Source organism: Marinomonas sp. PE14-40, from assembly GCF_051623805.1.
Lineage (GTDB): Bacteria > Pseudomonadota > Gammaproteobacteria > Pseudomonadales > Marinomonadaceae > Marinomonas.
In genome coordinates, this window is the sequence record NZ_CP130700.1 from 377,565 (window position 1) to 399,031 (window position 21,467).

At 40.1% G+C, this 21,467-nt stretch carries 24 protein-coding genes; 15 read left to right on the forward strand and 9 right to left on the reverse strand.

Features of this window, described 5'->3' with window-relative positions:
* Positions 1–15: 15 nt before the first annotated feature.
* Positions 16–885: an MYG1 family protein gene (locus tag Q0A08_RS01685; RefSeq protein ID WP_438464411.1), complete on the forward strand. Its 870-nt coding sequence runs from the start codon at positions 16–18 to the stop codon at positions 883–885.
* A gap of 181 nt (positions 886–1,066) precedes the next feature.
* On the forward strand, positions 1,067–1,447 hold the full coding sequence (locus tag Q0A08_RS01690; RefSeq protein WP_438464412.1) for a hypothetical protein: 381 nt from the start codon (positions 1,067–1,069) through the stop codon (positions 1,445–1,447).
* Between the two features lie 130 nt (positions 1,448–1,577).
* Here the strand turns inward: Q0A08_RS01690 and Q0A08_RS01695 are convergent, their stop codons facing one another.
* Both Q0A08_RS01695 and Q0A08_RS01700 read right to left on the reverse strand, forming a co-directional pair.
* The gene (locus tag Q0A08_RS01695) at positions 1,578–1,799 is read right to left on the reverse strand and encodes a glutaredoxin family protein (RefSeq protein ID WP_438464413.1); all 222 of its coding nucleotides are present in this window, start codon (positions 1,797–1,799) and stop codon (positions 1,578–1,580) included.
* 124 nt (positions 1,800–1,923) lie between these two features.
* Positions 1,924–2,289 carry a winged helix-turn-helix transcriptional regulator gene (locus tag Q0A08_RS01700; RefSeq protein WP_438464414.1) on the reverse strand — a complete coding sequence of 122 codons (366 nt, stop codon included), beginning with the start codon at positions 2,287–2,289 and terminating at the stop codon, positions 1,924–1,926.
* Positions 2,290–2,411: 122 nt separating this feature from the next.
* Between Q0A08_RS01700 and Q0A08_RS01705 the strand changes: the two genes are divergently transcribed.
* Positions 2,412–2,822: a GFA family protein gene (locus Q0A08_RS01705; protein WP_438464415.1), complete on the forward strand. Its 411-nt coding sequence runs from the start codon at positions 2,412–2,414 to the stop codon at positions 2,820–2,822.
* Between the two features lie 56 nt (positions 2,823–2,878).
* On the opposite strand, the gene Q0A08_RS01710 is transcribed toward Q0A08_RS01705, so the two are convergent.
* Positions 2,879–3,757 (reverse strand): LysR family transcriptional regulator, encoded by an 879-nt coding sequence (locus Q0A08_RS01710; protein ID WP_438464416.1) that lies wholly within the window; start codon positions 3,755–3,757, stop codon positions 2,879–2,881.
* Between the two features lie 81 nt (positions 3,758–3,838).
* Here Q0A08_RS01710 and Q0A08_RS01715 point away from each other — a divergent pair, with 81 nt between their 5' ends.
* Positions 3,839–4,756: a DMT family transporter gene (locus Q0A08_RS01715; protein ID WP_438464417.1), complete on the forward strand. Its 918-nt coding sequence runs from the start codon at positions 3,839–3,841 to the stop codon at positions 4,754–4,756.
* 53 nt (positions 4,757–4,809) lie between these two features.
* Here the strand turns inward: Q0A08_RS01715 and Q0A08_RS01720 are convergent, their stop codons facing one another.
* Complete coding sequence (locus Q0A08_RS01720; RefSeq protein ID WP_438464418.1) at positions 4,810–5,355, reverse strand: TetR/AcrR family transcriptional regulator; 546 nt, start codon at positions 5,353–5,355, stop codon at positions 4,810–4,812.
* A 321-nt stretch (positions 5,356–5,676) separates the two neighbouring features.
* On the opposite strand from Q0A08_RS01720, the gene Q0A08_RS01725 reads away from it, so the two are divergent.
* Together Q0A08_RS01725 and Q0A08_RS01730 are read left to right on the forward strand one after the other, a co-directional pair.
* Complete coding sequence (locus Q0A08_RS01725) at positions 5,677–6,276, forward strand: hypothetical protein (RefSeq protein ID WP_438464419.1); 600 nt, start codon at positions 5,677–5,679, stop codon at positions 6,274–6,276.
* Between the two features lie 55 nt (positions 6,277–6,331).
* The gene (locus Q0A08_RS01730; protein WP_438464420.1) at positions 6,332–7,252 is read left to right on the forward strand and encodes an SDR family oxidoreductase; all 921 of its coding nucleotides are present in this window, start codon (positions 6,332–6,334) and stop codon (positions 7,250–7,252) included.
* A 54-nt stretch (positions 7,253–7,306) separates the two neighbouring features.
* Here Q0A08_RS01730 and Q0A08_RS01735 read toward each other — a convergent pair whose 3' ends face one another.
* Positions 7,307–7,447 (reverse strand): hypothetical protein, encoded by a 141-nt coding sequence (locus Q0A08_RS01735; protein WP_438464421.1) that lies wholly within the window; start codon positions 7,445–7,447, stop codon positions 7,307–7,309.
* A 308-nt stretch (positions 7,448–7,755) separates the two neighbouring features.
* On the reverse strand, positions 7,756–9,789 hold the full coding sequence (locus tag Q0A08_RS01740) for a HAMP domain-containing methyl-accepting chemotaxis protein (protein ID WP_438464422.1): 2,034 nt from the start codon (positions 9,787–9,789) through the stop codon (positions 7,756–7,758).
* Between the two features lie 291 nt (positions 9,790–10,080).
* On the opposite strand from Q0A08_RS01740, the gene Q0A08_RS01745 reads away from it, so the two are divergent.
* Both Q0A08_RS01745 and Q0A08_RS01750 read left to right on the forward strand, forming a co-directional pair.
* A complete protein-coding gene (locus tag Q0A08_RS01745; protein ID WP_438464423.1) occupies positions 10,081–10,575 on the forward strand; it encodes a hypothetical protein in 495 nt (164 codons plus the stop codon).
* Positions 10,572–11,765 carry a putative manganese transporter gene (locus Q0A08_RS01750; RefSeq protein WP_438464424.1) on the forward strand — a complete coding sequence of 398 codons (1,194 nt, stop codon included), beginning with the start codon at positions 10,572–10,574 and terminating at the stop codon, positions 11,763–11,765. The genes Q0A08_RS01745 and Q0A08_RS01750 overlap by 4 nt, the downstream gene beginning before the upstream one ends.
* Here Q0A08_RS01750 and Q0A08_RS01755 read toward each other — a convergent pair whose 3' ends face one another.
* On the reverse strand, positions 11,766–12,665 hold the full coding sequence (locus tag Q0A08_RS01755) for a LysR family transcriptional regulator (RefSeq protein ID WP_438464425.1): 900 nt from the start codon (positions 12,663–12,665) through the stop codon (positions 11,766–11,768).
* 100 nt (positions 12,666–12,765) lie between these two features.
* On the opposite strand from Q0A08_RS01755, the gene Q0A08_RS01760 reads away from it, so the two are divergent.
* A complete protein-coding gene (locus Q0A08_RS01760; RefSeq protein WP_438464426.1) occupies positions 12,766–13,083 on the forward strand; it encodes a hypothetical protein in 318 nt (105 codons plus the stop codon).
* Between the two features lie 19 nt (positions 13,084–13,102).
* Here the strand turns inward: Q0A08_RS01760 and rsgA are convergent, their stop codons facing one another.
* Both rsgA and Q0A08_RS01770 read right to left on the reverse strand, forming a co-directional pair.
* Complete coding sequence (rsgA, locus tag Q0A08_RS01765; RefSeq protein WP_438464427.1) at positions 13,103–14,173, reverse strand: ribosome small subunit-dependent GTPase A; 1,071 nt, start codon at positions 14,171–14,173, stop codon at positions 13,103–13,105.
* A 245-nt stretch (positions 14,174–14,418) separates the two neighbouring features.
* The gene (locus Q0A08_RS01770; RefSeq protein WP_046016453.1) at positions 14,419–14,781 is read right to left on the reverse strand and encodes a cupin domain-containing protein; all 363 of its coding nucleotides are present in this window, start codon (positions 14,779–14,781) and stop codon (positions 14,419–14,421) included.
* 328 nt (positions 14,782–15,109) lie between these two features.
* On the opposite strand from Q0A08_RS01770, the gene hemP reads away from it, so the two are divergent.
* The 6 genes from hemP to Q0A08_RS01800 all read left to right on the forward strand — a co-directional run bounded on the left by hemP (position 15,110) and on the right by Q0A08_RS01800 (position 21,194).
* Positions 15,110–15,259, forward strand: coding sequence for a hemin uptake protein HemP (gene hemP / locus Q0A08_RS01775; protein WP_438464428.1), 150 nt, complete (start codon positions 15,110–15,112; stop codon positions 15,257–15,259).
* Positions 15,260–15,439: 180 nt separating this feature from the next.
* Entirely contained in the window at positions 15,440–17,299 is a 1,860-nt protein-coding gene (locus Q0A08_RS01780; RefSeq protein WP_438464429.1) for a TonB-dependent receptor plug domain-containing protein, read from the forward strand.
* A gap of 97 nt (positions 17,300–17,396) precedes the next feature.
* Positions 17,397–18,485, forward strand: a complete 1,089-nt coding sequence (locus tag Q0A08_RS01785; RefSeq protein ID WP_438464430.1) for a hemin-degrading factor — start codon at positions 17,397–17,399, stop codon at positions 18,483–18,485.
* Positions 18,482–19,330 (forward strand): heme/hemin ABC transporter substrate-binding protein, encoded by an 849-nt coding sequence (locus Q0A08_RS01790; protein ID WP_438464431.1) that lies wholly within the window; start codon positions 18,482–18,484, stop codon positions 19,328–19,330. The genes Q0A08_RS01785 and Q0A08_RS01790 overlap by 4 nt, the downstream gene beginning before the upstream one ends.
* Complete coding sequence (locus tag Q0A08_RS01795; RefSeq protein WP_438464432.1) at positions 19,330–20,421, forward strand: FecCD family ABC transporter permease; 1,092 nt, start codon at positions 19,330–19,332, stop codon at positions 20,419–20,421. The genes Q0A08_RS01790 and Q0A08_RS01795 overlap by 1 nt, the downstream gene beginning before the upstream one ends.
* Positions 20,418–21,194 carry a heme ABC transporter ATP-binding protein gene (locus tag Q0A08_RS01800; RefSeq protein WP_438464433.1) on the forward strand — a complete coding sequence of 259 codons (777 nt, stop codon included), beginning with the start codon at positions 20,418–20,420 and terminating at the stop codon, positions 21,192–21,194. The genes Q0A08_RS01795 and Q0A08_RS01800 overlap by 4 nt, the downstream gene beginning before the upstream one ends.
* The last annotated feature ends 273 nt before the right edge of the window (positions 21,195–21,467 follow it).

Genomic DNA, 21,467 nt, shown 5'->3' on the forward strand with positions numbered 1-21,467 from the left:
CAAGATACAACTCCAATGACTGATATTACGATAGCAACCCACAATGGTAACTTTCATGCTGATGATGTTTTTAGCGTCGCGGCTCTGAAAACGATTTTCTCTAGTTTTAATCTGGTCCGTACTCGTGACTTAGAGGTTATCAAGCAAGCTGATATCGTATTGGATGTGGGCGGTATTTATGATGCCGATGCAGGTCGCTTTGATCACCATCAACGCGGTGGTGCGGGTGAGCGTGAAAATGGCATTCCTTATTCTTCTTTCGGTTTGATCTGGAAAAAATACGGTGTTGAGATTTGTGGTGGTAACAAAGAAGTGGCTCATTCTGTTGATACTGGCCTTGTTTCTGTAATCGATGCGGTTGATTGCGGCCATGTTGAAGGCGTATCTAAAGGTATTAGCCTTAGCCAAACCATTTCTATGTTTAACCCGACATGGCAAGAAGAGAATGATTACGATGCTTGCTTTGAAGAAGCAGTAAGTTTCGCTTCTCGTGTCCTAACACGTTTTATTGCTGCTGCTACGGGCGGTATTAGCGCTAAAGATATTGTCGCTAAAGCCATTGAAAAGGCAGAAGATCCAAGACTGATCGTGCTTGAGCAATATACACCTTGGAAAACAACGGTACATAGATTATCTAAAGAAGCCTTGTATGTGGTTTACCCTTCAGATACGGGAGAATGGCGTATTCAGACTGTCCCTGTCGAGCTTGGCTCTTTCGAAGATAGAAAGTCTCTACCCAGCCCTTGGGCAGGTTTAGCGGGTAAAGAACTACAAGATGTGACAGGTATTGCGGATGCTATGTTCTGCCACAACGGTTGCTTTATCGGTGGCGCTCAATCATTTGAAAGCGTGATGAAAATGGCAGATATGGCGCTTAAGGCTTAAGCTACAAATATTATATTTAACACTTCCATTCGTCTTTAGGCTGCCATGTAGGCGCCTGAAGACAGCCCTGATGGCTTTTCAATCTCAATATTACTGTTAACCGTTTCTGTTTGTTTTCATACTATAAGACTAATCTAAATTCATAGAGCAATTTAGTAGCTTGGTTAAAGCGAGTGATTTTATGAGTGATAGAATACTGTTCGAAAATGAAGCCTTTAGGCTTTATGCCATCCATGAAGATGCCTATTTGCTTAATAAATTATCGCAAAGTGTTCTGCCAGATATTGTTGTCGCATCGATTTATGGTAATCCTGATTCAGGTTTAATTTCTTGGAATAACGCATTTGTTGCCTTGGCTGGCTGTGGTCTCTCAATTTACTTCTTAGATACAGGTGAAAGCTATTCAATTGGGGCACAGGCTGATAATACGCTTTGGACGGAAGGCATCTATCAAAGCGAAGGAGATGAGGTTAACTTTGTACGTTTTATTGCCTATACAAAGGACAATAAGATTAGAGTTCATAGGCTGAATGTATTGAGTCGAGAGGTCGAAGAACTCTAAAACTAGATTAATAAATTAGCTATTTGGCTTCATAAAGCACACGGGTGGAATCAAAGTATCTTCGATATATGTGTTACTCCATTTAGCGAATAAAGCAGGCTTATTATGTCTAAAAATAAACTCTTCTCATTTAATAGAGTTGATTAAATACTTTCACCGAAAACCCTTTTAATATTTGATCGCCAATTTTTAGCACGGGTACACCACGAAGCCCTAGCTTAGCAAACTCTTTGCGACCACTTGGTGTTTGTACATTGCATAAACGATAGGCAATACCTTGTTTGTCCAAGTAAGCCTTGGCTGTATCGCAGTGAGGGCATTTATTAAGTGTATAGAGGGTCACTTTTTTCATCGTGTTAATTCTTTTCTTTGTTTTGTCTGTAATAGCTTTAATTAAGATACATACTCTAAACTAGAGGTGCATCTCTTAACTGCTGCTGGTATGTGAGTCGAGAGATCAAGAAATTCTAAATAAGTCAGGTATTTGGCTTCATAAACCACTCGGGTGGAATCCAAGTATCTTCGATATATTTGTTACTCCATTTAGATATTGCTTGAAGAATAGGTAGGGTGTCTTTCCCTTTTTGGGTGAGGCGATATTTATACCTTTTTGGTTTAGATTGATATTGTTCTTTTTCGACCATACCCTCTGCTTGTAGCATTTTTAGCCGTTCAGCGAGTCTGTTTGTTGGTATTTTCTCGGGAGAGTCAGCAAGTTCACTATAGGTCTCTTTACCGCAGACTAGGTCGCGAATAATGACTAATGTCCATTTATCGCCATAGATATCTAGCCCACTAACAATGGGGCAGGGCGAGCGTAAAAACTGGCTGTCAGAACTCATATTAAATCTCTTAAACTTCTCTAGTGCTCCAGAAATACTAATTCATTTACTTGCGAAATTGAAGTTACTAATATAATCTAATATCACTTCAATTTCGTAAGTAACTATTTGAGGAGTAATGTATGACACAGTTATCGGGAGATTGTCTTTGCGGCAATATCAGCTATACCTGCACGGAAGAGGCTGTTATGTCTGGTCATTGTCAATGTGCGGATTGTCAGAAAATCAGTGGTGCTGGCCATATTTCAAGTTTAGCTATCCCAAGAGGTAGTTTAACTTTTAAGGGCGAAATGGCATTTCATGAGAAGCAAGCGGCTAGCGGCAATATGATAAAAAGAGGGTTTTGTCCTCAATGTGGTTCACATATTTATGCTGAGAATAGCGGCTTTCCTCAATTCGAATTTATTCGAGCAGGTAGCCTACATGACTTAGAAAACTTCAAACCTAGTATGGTGGTGTACGCTAGTAGTGGTGCTTCATGGGATCACATGGACCCAGCTTTGCCTAAGTTTGAAACCATGCCAAAGATGTAGCTTGGTGATAAAGAGAGCGACTGAAGTAGCAGCTCTTGGGAGGCTTTAAGTGGCTGCTACTGTGCTCTCAATGAATCTGCTACCAGTTTAACCGAGCTGTGTAAGAGGTCTGTTAGCCGTTTATTGCTTTTTTGATTGGTGCTAATTAAGCATAAATTTAAATTAAGCTGTGGCGTTAGAGGTTTTCTCATAACAAGTTGTCGCCAATTACTGGGAAACGCCAAACCTGGTACTAATGAAATGCCATAGTCTGAGCTCACAATAGCGAATAATGCACTCATATCAAATACCTTAGTTTTAACATCGAGTGTTAAATTGGCTTGTTTGAAAAGGGTTTGAATTGCTGGTTCACACCCTGCTGAAGACATGATAAAGGCTTTATTATCTAAGTCTGCAAGTGTAACTTTTGTTTGTTGTGGCTGGTTGTAAGCACAAACAAGATAAAATTGATCTTCAAAAAGTATGTTTGTTTCTTCTGCCTCGAAATCATAAGCTAAACCAACATCTGCAATCCCTAGCTCAACCCATTCTTTTACTTCTGCATCTGTTCCAATTAATAACGCTACTTCGACCTTAGGATATTCACGGCTTAGATGAGTGATTACTTCGGGCACTATCACTCTTGAGGCACTCACTATACTGGCTAATTTTACAACTCCAGATACGCTGGAGTCAGATAAACTGAGAATATTGTCTATGGCGTTAAGGGCAATATCAGCTGATTCACACGCATTCATACCTGCTGCTGTGAGGGTAACCCCTCTAGGCTCTCGCACAATAACAGGTGTATTTATTGCTGTTTCTAGTGCGCGCACCGTGTGGCTAATTGCTGATTGAGTCACATTTAGCTGTTCTGCCGTTCGGCTGATGCTTTTTGTTTCACGTAACGAGACGAGTGTTCTGAGCATCATGATATTGATATTATTTTTTTTCATATATCAAATAATAAACATCATTTTAATAATGTCAATTTGCCCCTTAGTCTTTCCATAAATGAAATTTAAGGAGCTAAAAATATGGATCAAACATTTCTAAGCCAAAGCAATGTTAAGGTAAAAACTCTTGTGGGTATTTTGTGTGCGCTGGGGACGATTTGCATTTGGGCGAGTTGGATGGCGGTGACGCGTTTAGGCGTTACAACTAATTTGTCTGTATTAGACATTACATTTTTACGTTTTGGCGTGGCAGGTGTTTTGTTATTCCCTGTGATTATTAAGCATGGTTTTGGCTTTAAAAAATTGGGTGTAATTCAGTATATTATTTTAGTTTTAGGCGCAGGAGCTTCATACACCTTGGTCGCTGCTTCTGGTCTTGCCTTTGCTCCTGCATCTCATGCAGGGGTACTAATACCCGGTGTTATGCCTCTTTTCGTGGCTTTGCTTTCTGCGTTCTTCTTTAAGGAGACGTTTAATAAACAGCGTAAAACGGGTTATAGCATGATCTTAATTGGTTTGTTTATTATCGCGGGTGTGAGCTCATTGCTGACAGAAACCAGCTATTTATTGGGCCATGCTTTGATGCTGACGGCTTCTTTGATGTGGGCGTCGTATACTATTGTTTTACGCCATTCTCAGCTGGAGGCATTACACGCTGTTGCAATCGTATCCGTTTGCTCATTTTTACTTTATTTACCTTTTTATTTTTATCTAAACGGTCTTAGTATTCTTGATATATCTGTAGGAACTCTTTTGATACAAGCTATTTTCCAAGGTGTTATTGCAACAATATTAGCCTTATATCTTTTTGGTAAAGCAATCTCTTTATTGGGGGCTTCTAAAGGCGCTTCTTTTGGTGCTTTAGTTCCTGTTTTTGCTGCTTTAATTGCGATTCCAGTTTTAAATGAATGGCCAACTTATATCGATTGGATTGGAATATTAGTGGTGACACTTGGGGTTTATTTAGCGAGTGGATCACGTTTAAGAAGAGTAAATTAAGTGGTCTTTTCAGCTAACTTGTTTTAGTTAACTATTTTAGTTAACTATTTTTGTTAACTAAGATGCCTAAGTATTAAATCAGAAATATAGTCTTTGCTTAAAGGGCGGCCTAAAAGCAATTGCTGACTCAGTAGTCCCAAGAGAATCGCGTAAATCTGTTCTGTTCGCTCAGCACTAACATAATTGGCTAATAGACTTTGGTACTTTTCATTAGCTGTTCTCATACAGCTATCTTGTGGGATGTTTTCTAAACCAATGACATCTATGTATTCCATTACTAGTTTGGTTTCTTGAAAGTGTCGAGGTGCCAAAATATTCATGATTTGTATGAAGTTTTCGACCTTCTCATTTTGACTCGCTTGCTCTACGTTAGGGTAGCCATTCAATATCATGCTGTCTGAACTAAACATGGCTTCAGTGGAAGCAACGAAAATCTCATCTTTACTTTTGAAGTAGTGATAAACCGCACTTTTACTCATGGATAGGTGGCTGCAAAGCTGTCTCATGCCAAGTTCTTTATAGCCATGCTCAAGAAAAACGTTTGCTGCTTTTAAAGCAATTTCTTCACGTTTCTTATCATGGTCAACAATTTTTGGCATTGGCTTTCCTTACTGGTTTAGCGAGCTTTTAAGGTAAATTAATCTAAAGCAAATAGCTGAGTATTTATACATAACCTTTTAAAAAAGGCTGCAAAGTTAAACAGAATCACTTCCAAAACACCAGATTTACCCTTTAATTTTGTTTTTTTGTCTATTCATTATTTCGTTATCGCAGTTTTTATTAAAATTATAGTCCATATGGTCTAAAAAGATTTACAAATCTCGTGTGATTGGGTTATTTTAAAAAGACCAAGTGTTCCAAATAAAAGTCTAATTGGACTTTTAGTTAATGAATAATCAGAAAATTGATAAAGGTGTGTTATGAAAATTGATTGGCAAATTCCAGAAGCGCGAGTGGGTCTCAAGGGTAAATTAGATAAGTTAATTGGCCCTGGGGCAACGCGTGCAGAAAAAGATGTGCAGACTTACATTCCCTTTATTGCTGCTGGTGTTTTAGCTTACTTTGTTTATCAAGCCGGGCTTGATTGGAGTTGGGCGCAGTATTTTGTTGCCATTTTATTGACTGTCGATATGGTCGGTGGCGTTATTACAAATGCGACTTCAAGTGCTAAACGTTGGTATCACCGTGAAGGTGAGGGCTTTGTACAACATATGGGTTTTATTAGCATTCACTTTATTCAGTTAGCCGTGTTTAGTTATTTCTTTCTTGAATTGAATGTTTGGTGGATTGCTTATGTTGGGGCTTTCATGTTGCTTGCTTCTGCAGCCATCCTGCTCACTCCGCTTTATCTGCAACGACCTGTCGCTCTCGTTCTATACTCAGTCGGCCTCATTTTAAGTCTATATGTGTTTGAGACGGCAGTAGGGCTAGAGTGGTTCTTACCTATCTTTTTTTTAAAGTTATTGATTAGCCATATCTTAAGAGAAGAGCCTTATCGACCAGAACATGAAAAGAGTTAGAGCATGCTGCGATTGATAACTCAGGCCGAATAAACAAAAGGATTGGAGGCAAATGATGCAAGCAAAAATACTCCTTGCGGGGGCAACAGGCTATTTAGGACGCTATCTAGTGCAAGCGTTACTTAAACAAGATAAAGGCTTTGTTGCTTTAGGTCGTTCACTTAAAAAGTTAGGGGCTATGGGGCTTGGTGAAGAGCAAATTAAATTGGCTCAAGTTACTGACCCAATGAGTCTTGCTGGCTGTTGTGACGGTATCGATATCGTTATTTCTTGTGTTGGTATTACTCGACAAAAAGATGGCCTTAACTACATGGATGTGGATTATCAGGCCAATATCAACTTGCTTGAAGAAGCAGAAAGGTCGGGTGTAAAGAAGTTTATCTATATTTCTGCTTTCAATGCGCCTAATTATCAATCTGCGCGTATGTTGTATGCCAAAGAACAGTTCGCCCAGCGGTTATTATCATCTCAAATGTTGGAGCCCTGTGTGATACGCCCTAATGGTTTCTTTTCTGATATAGAAGCTTTTTATGCCATGGCAAAAGCAGGGCGTGCCTATTTATTTGGTTGGGGTGATGTAAAGGTGAATCCTATCCATGGAGAAGACCTTGCACGTTTTTGTCTAGAAGCTGCAGAGCTAGGGGCTCACCCAATAGAGAGTGTTATCAATGGTTCGCAGGTTAAAGCTAAACAAACATGGAAACCTAGGCAAAATAGACATGAACTAGCCATTGGTGGGCCAGATGTTTTCAGCATAAAGGAGTTGGCGCAACTTGCCTTTAAAGCCATGGATAAACCAGAAAAACTCATGCACTTACCAGATTGGGTAAGAAAATTAGCTTTAGCAGTGGCGAAACAATTGCCAGAAAGAGTGGGTGGTCCAGCTGAGTTCTTTTTAACTGTGTCTGGTCAAGATATGGTGGCACCTGTTTATGGTGAACACCATTTATTAGAGCACTTTAAAAGCTTGTCGTGAGTACACTTGTAAGACACTAAGTTGCACTTCTTAGTATCTTTTTATTGAACTTTTTTAAAGTACTTTTTTAGGCATTTTTATCCAAAAGTAAAAGATCGCTAATCCCACAAAGACGGTTACGGCCATGACAGTTGGGGTATACAAGGCAAGGCCTGATTCGAGTAAGGCATCATTTCCTTTTGCAATTTCTTTCATTAAAAGAGCCACTTTCGCTAAATGCCTCGGTGAATCCAGTAAAGTACTGAGGGCAAGCAAAACGGCTAAGAGAGCGAAATTTAGCATATCTAAGCTATAGAAAAGGGGAATAAGCAAGACGCTTCTCTTTAGGTAATGAAAATTTGGGGAGTTTGTTTCTAAAAGCGCAGAAAAATCGCTAAAAGCATGTTAAATATACTTTTTGTTCTAATTTATTACGCAAGAGGCGTAATTCATTGTTGAAAGTACAGGAGTAAACTAGCTTGCTCCTGTACTTTCTTGTTTAGGGGAGGGGAGGTTGGCTGCTATTAAACTTTAAAGGTTGAAATAAGCTCTCTTAATCTTTCCGTCTGATTTTGCATTTCATTACCCGCTTGCACTGTAGATACGGCATCATCAGTAGTTTGCTGTGCGACGGCACTTATCTCGACCACGTTATTCATGACATCTTGGGTGACTTTTGCTTGTTCTTCTGAGGCGGTAGAAATTTGTACTATCATCTCTTGAACTTGCCTACCCGAAAGAGTGATTTGATTTAAAGACTCTCCAGAGATATTGGCCTGTTTAATTGTCTCTTCTACTTTCGTTTGGCTCTTTTGCATCATGCCTACGGCTTCGTTTGATCGGGTTTGAAGCGCCGTAATTATTTCATTAATGCTGGTGGTTGATTCTTGTGTTTTTGACGCTAACGACCTGACTTCATCGGCAACTACCGCAAAGCCCCGACCTTGCTCTCCTGCGCGGGCAGCTTCTATTGCAGCATTTAAAGCAAGTAGATTGGTTTGTTCCGCTATGGTAGCAATCACTTCAGACACCGAGCTTATCGACTGACTTTCTTGCTGAACTGTCGTGATTACGTCAGAGGCATGGTTAATATCATGAGATAGCTCTTCTATGGTTGCGACTGTGTTCCTGACGTTCTGTTGGCCATCTAAAGTAATCTGTTGAGACTCTTCTGTTATTCTCGCGCAATCGCTTCCGTTTTCAGCTATATCGTTCACTGTTGCTGTCATTTCTTCTATAGCGGTAGCGACTAATTCTAGCTTTTCGTTTTGGGACTTGATGTTAGCGCTAGTATCACTCGCTACACCTAAGGTTTGGTTAGAAGATGTGGCTAAACTCTCTAATACAGACTGAATATCAATGACGAGCTGTTTTAAGTTACTGCTCATTGTGATCATAGATAAATACAGACCACCTGCTTTTAAATCCTTATCAAAGCGAGTTGATAAATCACCATTGGCAATACGGTTTGCAAGGTCTGCCATATCATGAGGCTCACCACCAAGAGGCTTGGTGATAGAAGTGCTAATTAACCAAGATAGTAAACCACCAAAGCTGATGATCAAAAATAATCCGAGAAACAGAATGCTATAGAGGAAGTCAACATTATCGGCTAATGCGGCTTGATCATTTTTGGATAGAGTGATTTGTGAGGCTCGCATCTCATCCAAAATAATTTGAATTTTTTGAGCTTTCGGAGCTGCTTTACTACCTAACCAAGCATTTGCTTTATTCCAATCTTGGCTGGCACGGGAGGTAAACATTTGGTCGACATAAGGTAGGAAGCTTGCCCTATTGGTTTGGTAAGCATTCCATTCTTTAGTTTGATTGCCTAATAAAAGGCTAGATTTTGTCTCTAAAATCTCAAATTGTGCTTCGTTCTTCTGCCATAAGTTAAGAAAGTTAGTTTTAAACTTTTCATCACCAGATAAGAGGTAAGCCCTAATATTGGCTAAACCTAGGGCAAAAGACGCACGACTATCCGCAAGGGTTTTAAGTAGGGCTTTGCGCTGGGGGGTTGACGCTTGTTCCATTTCTAATTCAATCAAATTAGTCAGGGAAGTTATCGTATCTGCGGCTTTTGGTGCCGCTTTGTTTAATAAAATATCATAAGAAGGAATATTGTCTTTAGTATGAGCAATATCTTCAATTTGCTGTTGGGCTGTACGAAACTCTTTAATAAGAGCGTTCATGTCTTTCAGTTTTTCTATATTTTCTGGCACTGTCCAGTTAACTGAAAACTGATTTAATGCAGTGAGTGCCTTGTCTATATCCTGCCAGCCATGATGTCTCTCATTTTTAAAAATGTTAGCTTTTTTAGGGTCATCTCCAAGGATCAAGTAGCCTCTTAAACCAGACAAACTCTGATTGATACCATTGGTTAACATTAAACCTGCTTCAACCGTCGGTGCTCTGACATCTAATAATAAGTCCTGATTACGTTTTGTTTTTTCTAATTGAATGTAAACAAGAGAGGTACTAATTACCGCTATCGCAATAATTAATCCGAAACCGAGAATAAGCTTACTTTTTGTCGCAACACTGTTTAAGAACTGCATAAATAGACTCTAGAAAATGATAATTGTGGCTGATTTGAACATACTGATTAAATGAAGCAGAGCACTTAAACATAAGTTAGGTAAACGTTAAGTGAATGCTAGGTTACTTTTTAGAAAATACCATATAAATTATTGTGAAATATTACTAAAAAGCTGATAAGGGTATTTATATCAATCAGTTGGATAACCTATAACCTTAAAAACTTGTCATATAAATGAGATGGGAAAGAGCCTTTACAAAACATTAAATAAGAATGATAATCATTTAATAACTTGATTGGGGTTGTTCTTATGTTGCAGCTTAAACCTTTTGTACCTTTGGAAGATCATTCTCAGCAGCTTTTGCCTCTGTTATTAGCTGCTGCCGAGAACGAGTGCCTCAGTAGCCATCTGTATTATCACTTGCTCAATGACTCAACTGTTTTGACTCCCATGTTGGTGACAAATTTACAATTGGCTTTGGTTGAAACCAATGCTCATCATGAAGGTATGCTGAAATCTATTAAGCGATTAGGTGGCAAACCTCGTATTAAATCGGTCACGACACGTTTTAGTGCTATGAAGCTGGCGCCTTATCAGTTAGTCAAAATGTTGTATGAATCTGATGCTTTTCTGGCGGCAACTTATACCGATATTTGTACTTTAACCATGGAGTACGATTATCAGATCTTTGATTTGTCTTATCGTAACTTGTCAGAAAAAGTCCATCACCTAGATCAAGTTAAATCTATCCTTCACAGCCATCAATATGCCGAGCAGGCGAATAAAAAAGAGAAAACACTATGACCATTAGGGAGCTTAAGAAGCTTAGCCCAGCAAAACTGGCCGTTATTTTGCCAAGCTTTTCTGCTGCCGTGACTAAAAGCCTACTGCTTTTTAGCATTATTCTTTGTGTACTTGTCTCACTTTACCAAATTGATCATGGGCTGTTCGATATCATAGTATCTGCACTTGCCGATGCGTATTTAGGTGTCAGTATCTTTATTGCCTTAACTTTGGGAGGTTTTTACTTTCTTGACCAGTGCTTTAAAGCCGATTTGACACAAGTGTTGAATCAAGGTGGTCCTTTACAAGTGCCAGTCGCGGCCTTCTTAGGGGCTTTACCTGGATGTGGTGGCGCAATCATAGTTGTGACTCAGTTTGTCAGCGGTAAGATGAGTTTTGGTGCTTTGGTTGCTGTCTTGATATCGACCATGGGTGATGCGGCATTTTTATTACTCTCTAAAAAGCCTGATATTGCCTTATTAGTATATGGCGTCAGCTTAATCGCAGGCATACTAACAGGCTATTTAGTTAACTGGTATCACGGCCATAACTACTTAAAAACAACTAATCCAGAGCCTAAAAATGATGCTTATGTGTTGCCAAGACTTCCGCCTTTAATAGTGTTTATCTTCATCCTATTGTTAGCACCCGCTACTGTGTTTGGCGTTATGGAGGCTTTTCAATGGGACTCAAACCAACTCTTTGGTGAGTGGGCTTACCTTGAACCAACAAAATGGTTTGCTTTTGTGGGTGCGCTTTTATGCATCTTAGTTTGGGTGTCTCAGCCATTAGATTCATGGTCTGCACGCTTTGCTGAAAAAGCCGAGATACGCTATCTAAAAGAAACAGTGGTGGCTGAAACTAGCTTTGTTTCAGTGTGGGTAATCGTCGGATTCTTAGCCTATGAATTATTGGTTTATGTGACCGGCATAGATTTACAATCTGCCTTTACAAGTTTAGGTGGGGTGACGATATTGTTGGCTATTTTGATTGGGTTCATTCCAGGGTGTGGCCCTCAAATTGTCATGACAAGTCTTTATATTAATGGTGTTGTACCTTTATCCGCACAATTAGCGAATGCCATTAGTAATGATGGTGATGCGCTATTTCCTGCTTTAGCCTTAGCGCCAGAAGCTGCGGTTAAAGCCACTATTTACAGTGCGATACCCGCCTTTATCGTCGGCTATACCAGTTTTTATATGGGTTATTAGCTACTGTCTATCTGCAAAATAGTCTTTAATAAAGTCTAGAAATAAACGCACTTTAAGTGGCACGTAATCTAGTTTTTGATAGTAGGCCCATAATTGAAAATCACGACTTGCTAAATGTGTCAGGATTGGCTGCAGTTTATTCTCAGCCAATTCTTGAGTAATAATCATCCCTGGAATGTAAGCAACGCCTTGAGCAGCAATTGCGGCTTGTATAATCACCTCAGTATTATTTGTTAAGAGCTTAGAATTAACCATGAGGCTTTTTTCAGCACCTTCATTATTTATAAATGACCAAGTGTTAGGAGACGTTAATCCATAGGGTAAGCATTCCTGACATTTAAGATCGTCTAATGTATTAAGTTCTTGTATTTGAGTATTCGCTAGATAAATAGGGGATGCAAAGAGGGCGTTTCGATAATGACAAATTGGTACACCGACAGTCGTTGCTGTATCTAACTTTTCTAACATACGACAGAGTGAAATATCAGCTTCAGCAAGAGGGAGTTGTGTGTATTCCGCCGTCTGTAATACGACTTCTATCTGCGGATGAGCTTGTCTAAATGCCGTTACCACATCTAACAATACTCTCGTCAACACTGGCTGGGGTGCTGCTAGGCGCAATATGCCTTTGGCTTCTTGTCCTAGGCTAGCGGTTTCATCAAGCAGGCTTTGCCATTGACCATCCAGATGACGCATCTGTTTATAAAAACTCTCACCCGCTTCAGTTAATGTCATACGCCGAGTAGTACGCCTTAATAGCTGTACGCCTAATGCGCTCTCAAGCTCGGCCAGTCTTTTACTGACAACTGATGGGCTGATATTTTTTAAGCGCGCAGCACCGGCAAGAGAGCCTTGCTCGACAACTAATAAGAACAAAGATGCTTGTTCAAATCGATTCATATTCATTCCAAAACAAGAATAGTGAAGTTCTATTTTTGTTGATTATCTATTAATTGAAATTAATTAACATGGCTTTTTATTGATTCAAGAGGAAATGACAATGTACGTGACTGAAATTCTTATCTGGCAAGCAAAACCAAATGTATCAGATCAAGATATGATTCATGCCGTCGAAGGTTTGTTACCAGATCTTAAAACCTTACCCGGTTTTTTGTTTCAGAACCTAAGTAAAGACAGTAAAGGGCGCTGGGTAGAAGTCTATTTTTGGCAAACAGCTGAAGATGCCCATAACTCAAATGGCTTGATGGCAGATAAACCATCTATGGCTAACTTGATGGGACTGATAGAAGTAGAGAGCATTAGTATGGAGGTGATGCCACCTTTACAGGATTCTGGGGCTTTAGTTTTAAACTCTTAGTTTAAGTGTTAGCTAATATTTAACGACCCTTCAAAATACTTGCCTCTGATTGGGTCGTTTTGTAGTACTTGCCTAGTGCTTTATCGTTTGCCCGACGTTCAGCTAAATTGGCTGAGTTAAACGCATCTTCTTTTAGAAGTTTTTGATAGTTTGCCAAACGCCTAAGGTCCAGTGCTCCGTTAGATATGGCTTTTTCTATCGCACAGTCAGGTTCGCCTTGATGTTGGCAGTCAGAAAATCGGCATTTGCTTGCAATAGCTTCAATATCTGCAAAAGTCGTACTAATACCTTCTTTACTATCTGTTAGCTGTATCTCTCGCATACCTGGAGTATCAAGAATCAAACCGCCATTTTTCATAACCATTAAGGAGCGACTCGTAGTGGTATGTCGACCTTTACTATCTTGCTCTCTAATGCCGTGTGTTTCCTGCCTGTGCTTACCCAGTAACGTGTTGGTTAACGTGGATTTTCCGACGCCTGAAGAGCCTAATACTGCAATGGTATTACCTTGTTTTATCCAAGGTGATAGCTGTTCAATACAATTATGGTCTAAGCAATTTATGGCCTCAACAATGATTAAAGGGTCAAGGCTCTGTACTGCTTGAATATAATCTTGAGGTGAGCTTGCCTGATTACTTTTGCTTAAAATGACGACTACATCTGCTGATGACTCGTGTACAAGTGATAAAAAACGCTCTATACGGTTGAGGTTAAAGTCTTCGTTCATTGAACAAAGAATAAAAGCCGTATCTACATTGGCGGAAATAAGTTGTTTGTGGAGCTTGCTACCCGCTGCTTTACGAGAAAAACTGGTTTTACGATCAAGTAATCTCAAGAAGTGTCTTTCTGGGCTGTTATCTAAATTTTTATTCTCTTCTTTACGAAGGAGTAACCAGTCCCCAACTGTCATTTCCGGCATTTTATGGTTTAAATTTAAGGTAAAATGACCTTCTTCTGTGGCGACTTTAAGGGTGGATTTATGTTGCTCTATTACACGAGCTGCATCAGCGTTCTCCCATTCATCAAGGCTAAGCTGTTGCTGAAAGAATGCTTGCCAACCAAGGCTGGTAAGTGAAATAAAGTCCGTCATGTTTGTAATCCTGATGATCTAAAAAGCGCGATTTAAAGCTATATAAGTAGACTTAATCTTAATGCTTTCTGGATTAAAATGATTGAACAATTACGACAGTCGTTCGATATGTTGATCTAGAGGTGTTCGAAAATACAATAGAGGGTTGAGAAGAGCATGAAGAAGGTCGCTGCTCACTTTAAGTCGATTGCGTCACCAGATGCTAGTTTGAAGTTACTTTAGGTGACGCAAATACTCAGTGCTAGTTAAGCACTATATATCACAAAAACCTTACGTAGGGTTTCGTGAACAGTCCAGTTACCACACCAGCCAACTGGGAATACAGCACTTGAACCTGCTGTTAGAGTTACAGGCTCGCCGCCATCTTCTACCACTGTCATGCTGCCAGAAAGAACATAAATTACCTCACCGCGTGTGGTAAATTCCCAGCGTGACTCACCTTCTTCACATTCCCATGTACCTGATTTAATTGATTCATCTTCCGTGTTGTAAAAAGCGTGGCTACGGGTTGTTATCTCGCCTGTAAGAGCTTCAGCAGTAGGTTGTTCTAACGGTTTTTCTGTTAGTTGTGCTTGCGTCATTTCGCCTGCGCGATAGTGAATTGTCATGCTGTTATCCTTTTGATATAGGGGTTAAACCAACTAATACGTATCTATCATATTGATTAATAAGACTAATATGATATTTCTTAAGTTTTGGCTGATGTTGTTTCTGTGTTGCAAGATAGCAGCTTGGATTCGGCGCTATTTATTTAGGTGCGTCAAAATATTAGTGAAAAGTCACAGATTCATAGTGTGGAAAGGGAAGAGGACGATTTGTTGTTAACTTCTTGTTTCTGAATTAAGTTCATTTTCTTTACAAAAAGTTTGCATTTAATAAACTAAAATGTTTAAATGCGAACCGTTATCATTATCAATTAGTAATTGGCAGTTAAACATGTCCTCAATTAAACCGACAATTAACGATACTTCTTTAGTATCGACAGAAAAGTTAATGCAGGGAAAAAGCGAATTAACCATAGTTCACAACGAACAGCATTATAGGCTACGTATCACTCGCAATGGAAAGTTGATACTAACGAAGTAAACCCGCAGTGGAACTGCAAACTAAATAACAGAACCCCTTTATCTTGCCTAAGATAGCCACCTTTTTCCGGCAGCCAGTTAGTGCAATTTAAATCAATTTTTTAAAAAAATGATTTAAAGCAAGGTGTTAGCGAAAGCGCGATGAGCGCTGAAACTTAACCAATAACAGGTTGTATCCCAAATGAGAAACAAGGCTAAATTAATTGCCGGCGCAGTCGTGCTTGCAAATACTACAAACATCAGTGCAGTTGAAGCTGAAGACACCATTTTTGTAACCGCTAAAGCGCCAATCGCAGCAGAAGAGTTTTCTGGTTCGGTGAGTGTGGTGACCTCTGAACAAATCAAATTAAGTGGTGCGACTACTGTTGCTGAAGCCTTGGGCAAATTGCCTGGTGTGTTTGTAGGGGCAGGCACTGGTAATGCTCAAAATGAAATTCGAATTCGTGGTATGGCTGGTGAATACGGTTTGATCTTGATCGACGGTAAACGAGTACCAAATGCTGAGCGTAATATTTCCTCAAGCCCTGCTAATCGTTCTAACTGGGTGAGCATCGAAAATATTGAGCGTATTGAAGTGATTCGTGGTGCAGCATCTAGCCTATACGGTGCTGATGCATTATCAGGCGTTATTAATATTATCACTAAGAAAGCAGGGGATGAGTGGCGTAACAGCATCACTGTGTCTGGTGGTGATGTGACGGGTGACGGTGGAGCATACTCAGGTATTAACCTTGCAACGTTAGGCAAAATTAATGACACCTTTGATTTCAGCCTCAACCTTGATCAACAAACCGAAGATGAAATTCTAAATAGTGATGGTACGTCTCAGCGCTCTGAGCGTGATCTAACCAATACTCAAATGAAATTGGGCATTAACCTAGATGAAGAAGAAAGGCTTGAGCTAGGTGTCATTTATGGGGAAGAAGAAGCAAAAGCGGTAGGTGATAATCTAGAGCAAGAAAAGACACTCTTGTCCCTTGATTATACGAACACTTTTAGTGACTTTAACACAGCGGTTTCAGCTTCTGCGGGTCGTGATAATGTGGATGACGATGGCACAGATTGGGTGATCGAAGATAAGAATTTAGGTTTTGATCTTGATGGTTCTATCAGTGAAAGCCAGTATATCAATGTGGGTATTAGTTATCGCGAAGAGTCAGCAGAGCGCGATAATTTAAACTTCTCTGATACTTTTAAATCAAGTTCTTTATATGGCCAAGACATTATCAAGCTTAATCAGGATAACTCGCTGACTTTAGGTTTCTCCTTTGAAGATCATAACAAATACGGGTCTGCCTTTAGTCCTAAACTCTACTGGGGTAATACACTAAGTGATGAGTGGGGTATTAAACTTGGTTACTCAGAAGGCCGTATTGCGCCAGCTGTTCGAGAAGGCTCATCTGACTATGTGATTAACGCAGGTCCAACACGAACCTACCGTGGTAATGATGATCTAAAACCTGAAGACAGCAAAACCACTGAATTTAGCGTGAGTTATGGTGGTGATGAAATTTTTGCTTCTATTACTGTCTTTAATTCCGATGTTGAAAACCTGATTACCACTCAAGACGTTAATAGCAGTGCTGCTATTTCTGACAATGTATATAGCAATGTTAACAAGGCAGAAATTCGAGGACTCGAAGGTGAAATTAGCTGGGATCTAAACGCCATTTCTCAATTGTCCTTTAACTATACCTACACAGATGCGGTGAATAAGGATGGTGGAGATAACGATGGTAAGCAAATTTCTGATCGTCCTAAGCATGTTGCCAATGTTACCTACAATCAAGAAGTAGGCAGCCTAGATGCCAATGTATATGTGGCACTTCAGGGGGTAAGTTCTCAGTACACAGATTCAGCCAATACCAATGAAATAGCCGGCTACAGCACCCTAGACTTGGGCTTAGTGAAGCAAGTAACAGACAACTTTGAGCTAAGTGCCAACATCATCAATATCAATGATCGCGTTGTTTTGGATGATAGCAATAAAGCCATCCATGCAGGTAGAGAGCTACGTTTAGCGATCACGGGCAACTTCTAATTTTCAAACTAATGAGTGGGCTAATCAGTGGTTAGCCCATTCTTCTGATACCAAAAAACAGACACTTTAAAGATAAAAACCTCAAAGAGACCTAGATATGCAGTTACTTAATACCATATTTGAATCGGCAGCCAACAAAAATAGCCTTCCTTTAAGTGCAAAGTACAAAACACTTATGCAGGATCAGCCAAAACTTCGTCGTCGTGATGCAGCAGAACAGCTTAATGTTGCAGAGGCTAAGTTATTAGAGGCCCAATGTGGTTTGCGTAGTGTGCGATTATCAAATAAGTTTGCCGATATTATTCGTGATTTTCCAAGTCTTGGTTACATCATGACTTTGACTCGTAATGACAGTGCGGTGCATGAGCGTAAAGGTATTTACGATAATGTCAGCATTAATGGCCCAATGGGATTAGTCATTACGCCAGATAGAAAAATTGATTTACGTATCATAATTAGCCGTTGGGACTCAGGTTTTGCTGTAGTCGAAGATTTAGATTCAGGCCCCCGTTATAGCTTGCAGTTTTTTGATGTAGAAGGGGTGGCGATTCAGAAAATTTACCTACAAGCAGACAGTAATTTTGCTGCATTTGAAGCGCTAGTCGACAAGCATTGCAAAGTGGATAGTCCAGCATTGGCCTTGAAGCGAGATCCAGATGTGATTGAGTATGCTGCAGATAAGGATGTGAACAAAGCTGCACTCATTAAGGAGTGGGGTGAAATGCGTAATGTGCATCAATTCTTTGGTTTATTAAAGAAGCATCAGGTATCCCGTGTACAGTCATTCAAATTAGTGGGTGCGCCCCTGGCACAGCAATTCGATCCCGATTTGATAGAGCCACTTTTAAATGATATTGCAGCTACTGATCTGTCCATCATGTGTTTTGTCGGTAACCGTGGCAATATCCAAATACATACTGGCCAAATTAATAAAGTGAAAACATTGGGGCCTTGGTTAAACATCCTAGATCCAGAATTTAATCTTCACCTTTTAACTGCCAATATTGAATCCGCTTGGTTGATTCGTAAACCAAGCTCGGATGGTGATATTACTTCCCTTGAGTTGTATAACAAAGCAGGTGAAACCATTGCTCAATTCTTTGGACAAAGAGAAGAGGGTAACCCAGAAAACGCCCAATGGCGTGCTTTTGCAGAAGGTTTGATTAAAACGGAAGCGGTCGCATGATGAAATCCATTTCATTCGCTTTAACTATATTGCTAGCATGCCATACAGCGTTTGCTGAAGAGGTAAAACGTATAGTTTCTGCAGATGGTTCTTTAACTGAAATCGTTTACGCTTTGGGTCAAGAACATAAACTTGTTGGAGTGGATACTACATCGGGTTTTCCCATTACTGCTCGTTTTCTCCCTCAGATAGGTTACAGAAGAAATATCTCTGCTGAAGGGGTTTTATCGCTAGAGCCGCAAGTGCTGATTGCAACACAAGACTCAGGGCCTGAAAAAATCCTAAATCAGATAGAAGGCGCGGGTGTAAAGGTATTTAAGTACAGTGATAAGGCGAGCCTTAATGCTGTACGTGAAAAAATCTTAGCGGTTTCTAAATTGTTAGGTAAAGAAATTGAAGGTAAGCAGCTTTGGCAAAAAATAGAGCTTGATGTTATTGCAGTAAGACAAAACTTAGTCAATATCCAAGACAAAGTAAAAGTGCTATTTGTACTGAGTATGCAATCTGGTAGTCCTGTGGTGTCAGGTGCTGATACACACGCTGCAGAGATTATTTACTTAGCTGGAGGTGTTAATGCCGCTCAAGGTTTTAGTGGTTATAAACCTATGCCTGTCGAAGCTATTATCGCTGCTCAACCTGACATAATTTTAATGATGGATAGGGGTGGGGATCATGGCGTGACGATTGAGCAACTTAATAGCGCTGGATTTAGTCTTACACCAGCAGGTAAAAATCAACGTATTGTCACTATGGATGGTATGAAACTATTGGGCTTTGGGCCACGTATTGCTGATGCCATTCGTGAGCTTGGCCATGAGTTTTACCCAGATAGAGGAGATAAATAATGGCAACTGCCTTGTCTTCTCCTATAAATGAGCTTTCTTTGAGTATCAGGGAACGACGTGTACGTTTAGCAACAGTGCTACTCCTTATTGCCCTTGCTGTGTCATTTCTAGCTTCAGTTGGCATTGGGCCAATGCAAATCAGCATGTTGGATTCTTTGAGCGTCATGACTGCAAAAATGGGGCTTCATGAATCGAATGTGAGCGCAACGGTAGATACTATCGTAACGGCTATTCGTTTACCTCGTACCTTGCTTGCTATCATGGTCGGTGCGGCGCTCGCAGTATGTGGTGCCGCAATGCAGGGGCTATTTCGTAATCCATTAGCGGACCCTGGCCTTGTAGGAGTGACAGGCGGTGCCTCATTAGCAGCAGTATCCATGATTGTATTTGGAGGAAGTGCCTTAAGTTTTATCAGTGAGATACTCGGACAATACAGTTTAATGGTAGCGTCATTTTTAGGGGCACTATTAACCACTAGCCTAGTGGCAAAAATCGCCACGACTAAATACGGTACTTCAGTTACTAGCATGCTTTTAGCAGGCATAGCGATAGGTATAGTCACTGTTGCTGGAGTAGGTTTTTTAACTTATCTGGCTGATGATAGCCAACTCAGAACCCTGACTTTTTGGTCCATGGGAAGTGTTGGGGGTGCTACTTGGCAAAGTGTGATGACAGCAGGATCTTTTATTATCATTCCACTAGTATTAATTCCACTTTACGCTAAAGAGCTGAATGCACTTTTGTTGGGGGAATCGGAAGCTAGGCACTTAGGTATAGATGTGGAAAAAGTTAAACGACGTCTGATTTTTCTGACGGCCATAGCAGTAGGTGCCTGTGTCTCTGTTTCTGGATTAATTGGTTTTGTAGGGTTAATTGTGCCGCACTTGGTGCGCTTAACTTTGGGGCCAGATCATAGGTATCTTCTGGTTTTAAGTGCATTACTTGGAGGCTTATTTTTACTGATTGCCGATATTGTTTCTCGTACGATTATTGCGCCTGCTGAGCTACCGATAGGTCTGATTACCACTTTGATTGGTGGACCCTTCTTTATTGGTATGGTGGTTTATCGTGCAAGGAGTAATGCCTTATGAGCCTTGAAGTTAAAAATCTAAGTTTAAAAATAGGTGCTAAGAAACTGCTATCTGATATTAATTTTAAATTAGACAGTAATGAAGTCGTTGCGATTCTAGGGCCAAATGGCGCCGGTAAATCCACTCTTTTTAAAGTGCTAAGTGGAGAACACAGGCATTATGACGGCGAGATAGTATTGGAAGGGCACAATTTAAAATGTTGGAAGGCATCGGAAGTTGCAAAACTATTAGGTGTATTACCACAATCTTCGGCTCTAGCGTTTCCTTTCAGCGTGAGTGAAGTCGTCAATCTTGGCCGCTTGCCTCATAGTACTGGCAGAGTCATTGATCGCCAGATTGTGAGTGATGCTATGCTGCAAGCGGATGTATCTCATTTAGCGGGTGCGCTTTACCCTTCTTTGTCAGGTGGCGAGAAGCAAAGGGTGCAGCTGGCTAGAGTACTAACACAAATTTGGCAAAAAAGTGACTTAGGAGAGCGCTATCTATTATTAGACGAACCCACCTCTGCCCTTGATTTAGCACATCAGCATCAAACTTTGGCGTTAGCACGTAATCTCACAAAGCAAGGTGTGGGGGTATTGGCAATTCTGCATGATCTCAATTTGGCTGCTCAGTATGCTGATCGCATTATCTTACTCTCAGAAGGCTTATGTTTAGCGCAAGGGGATGTGAAAACCGTACTGACACCTCAACAAATTGAGAGCTTGTATGGCATTAAAGTTACTGTCATGCCGCATCCAGAGCAAGATTATCCTCTGGTCATTGCGAGTTAATGATGGCTTGAGGCTTAATTAATCTATTATTGAGTAAAGAACTTAACTCTAATTGAGAGAAGAGTTGATGGCTTTGTATCAACTCCCGTTAGTTGTTACCGATTAAAAAAAACAGTCGGTTACAAAAAATGTCGTTACTACAACATTTTTAAATGGGAAAATATTCATAATATAATTAGATATTGTAAAAAATTATCCAGAGCAATGAACGGGTGTTTTAATAGTATTGATTCGCTATAGCAATTTTATTATTAATTCGAATGGACTCATATT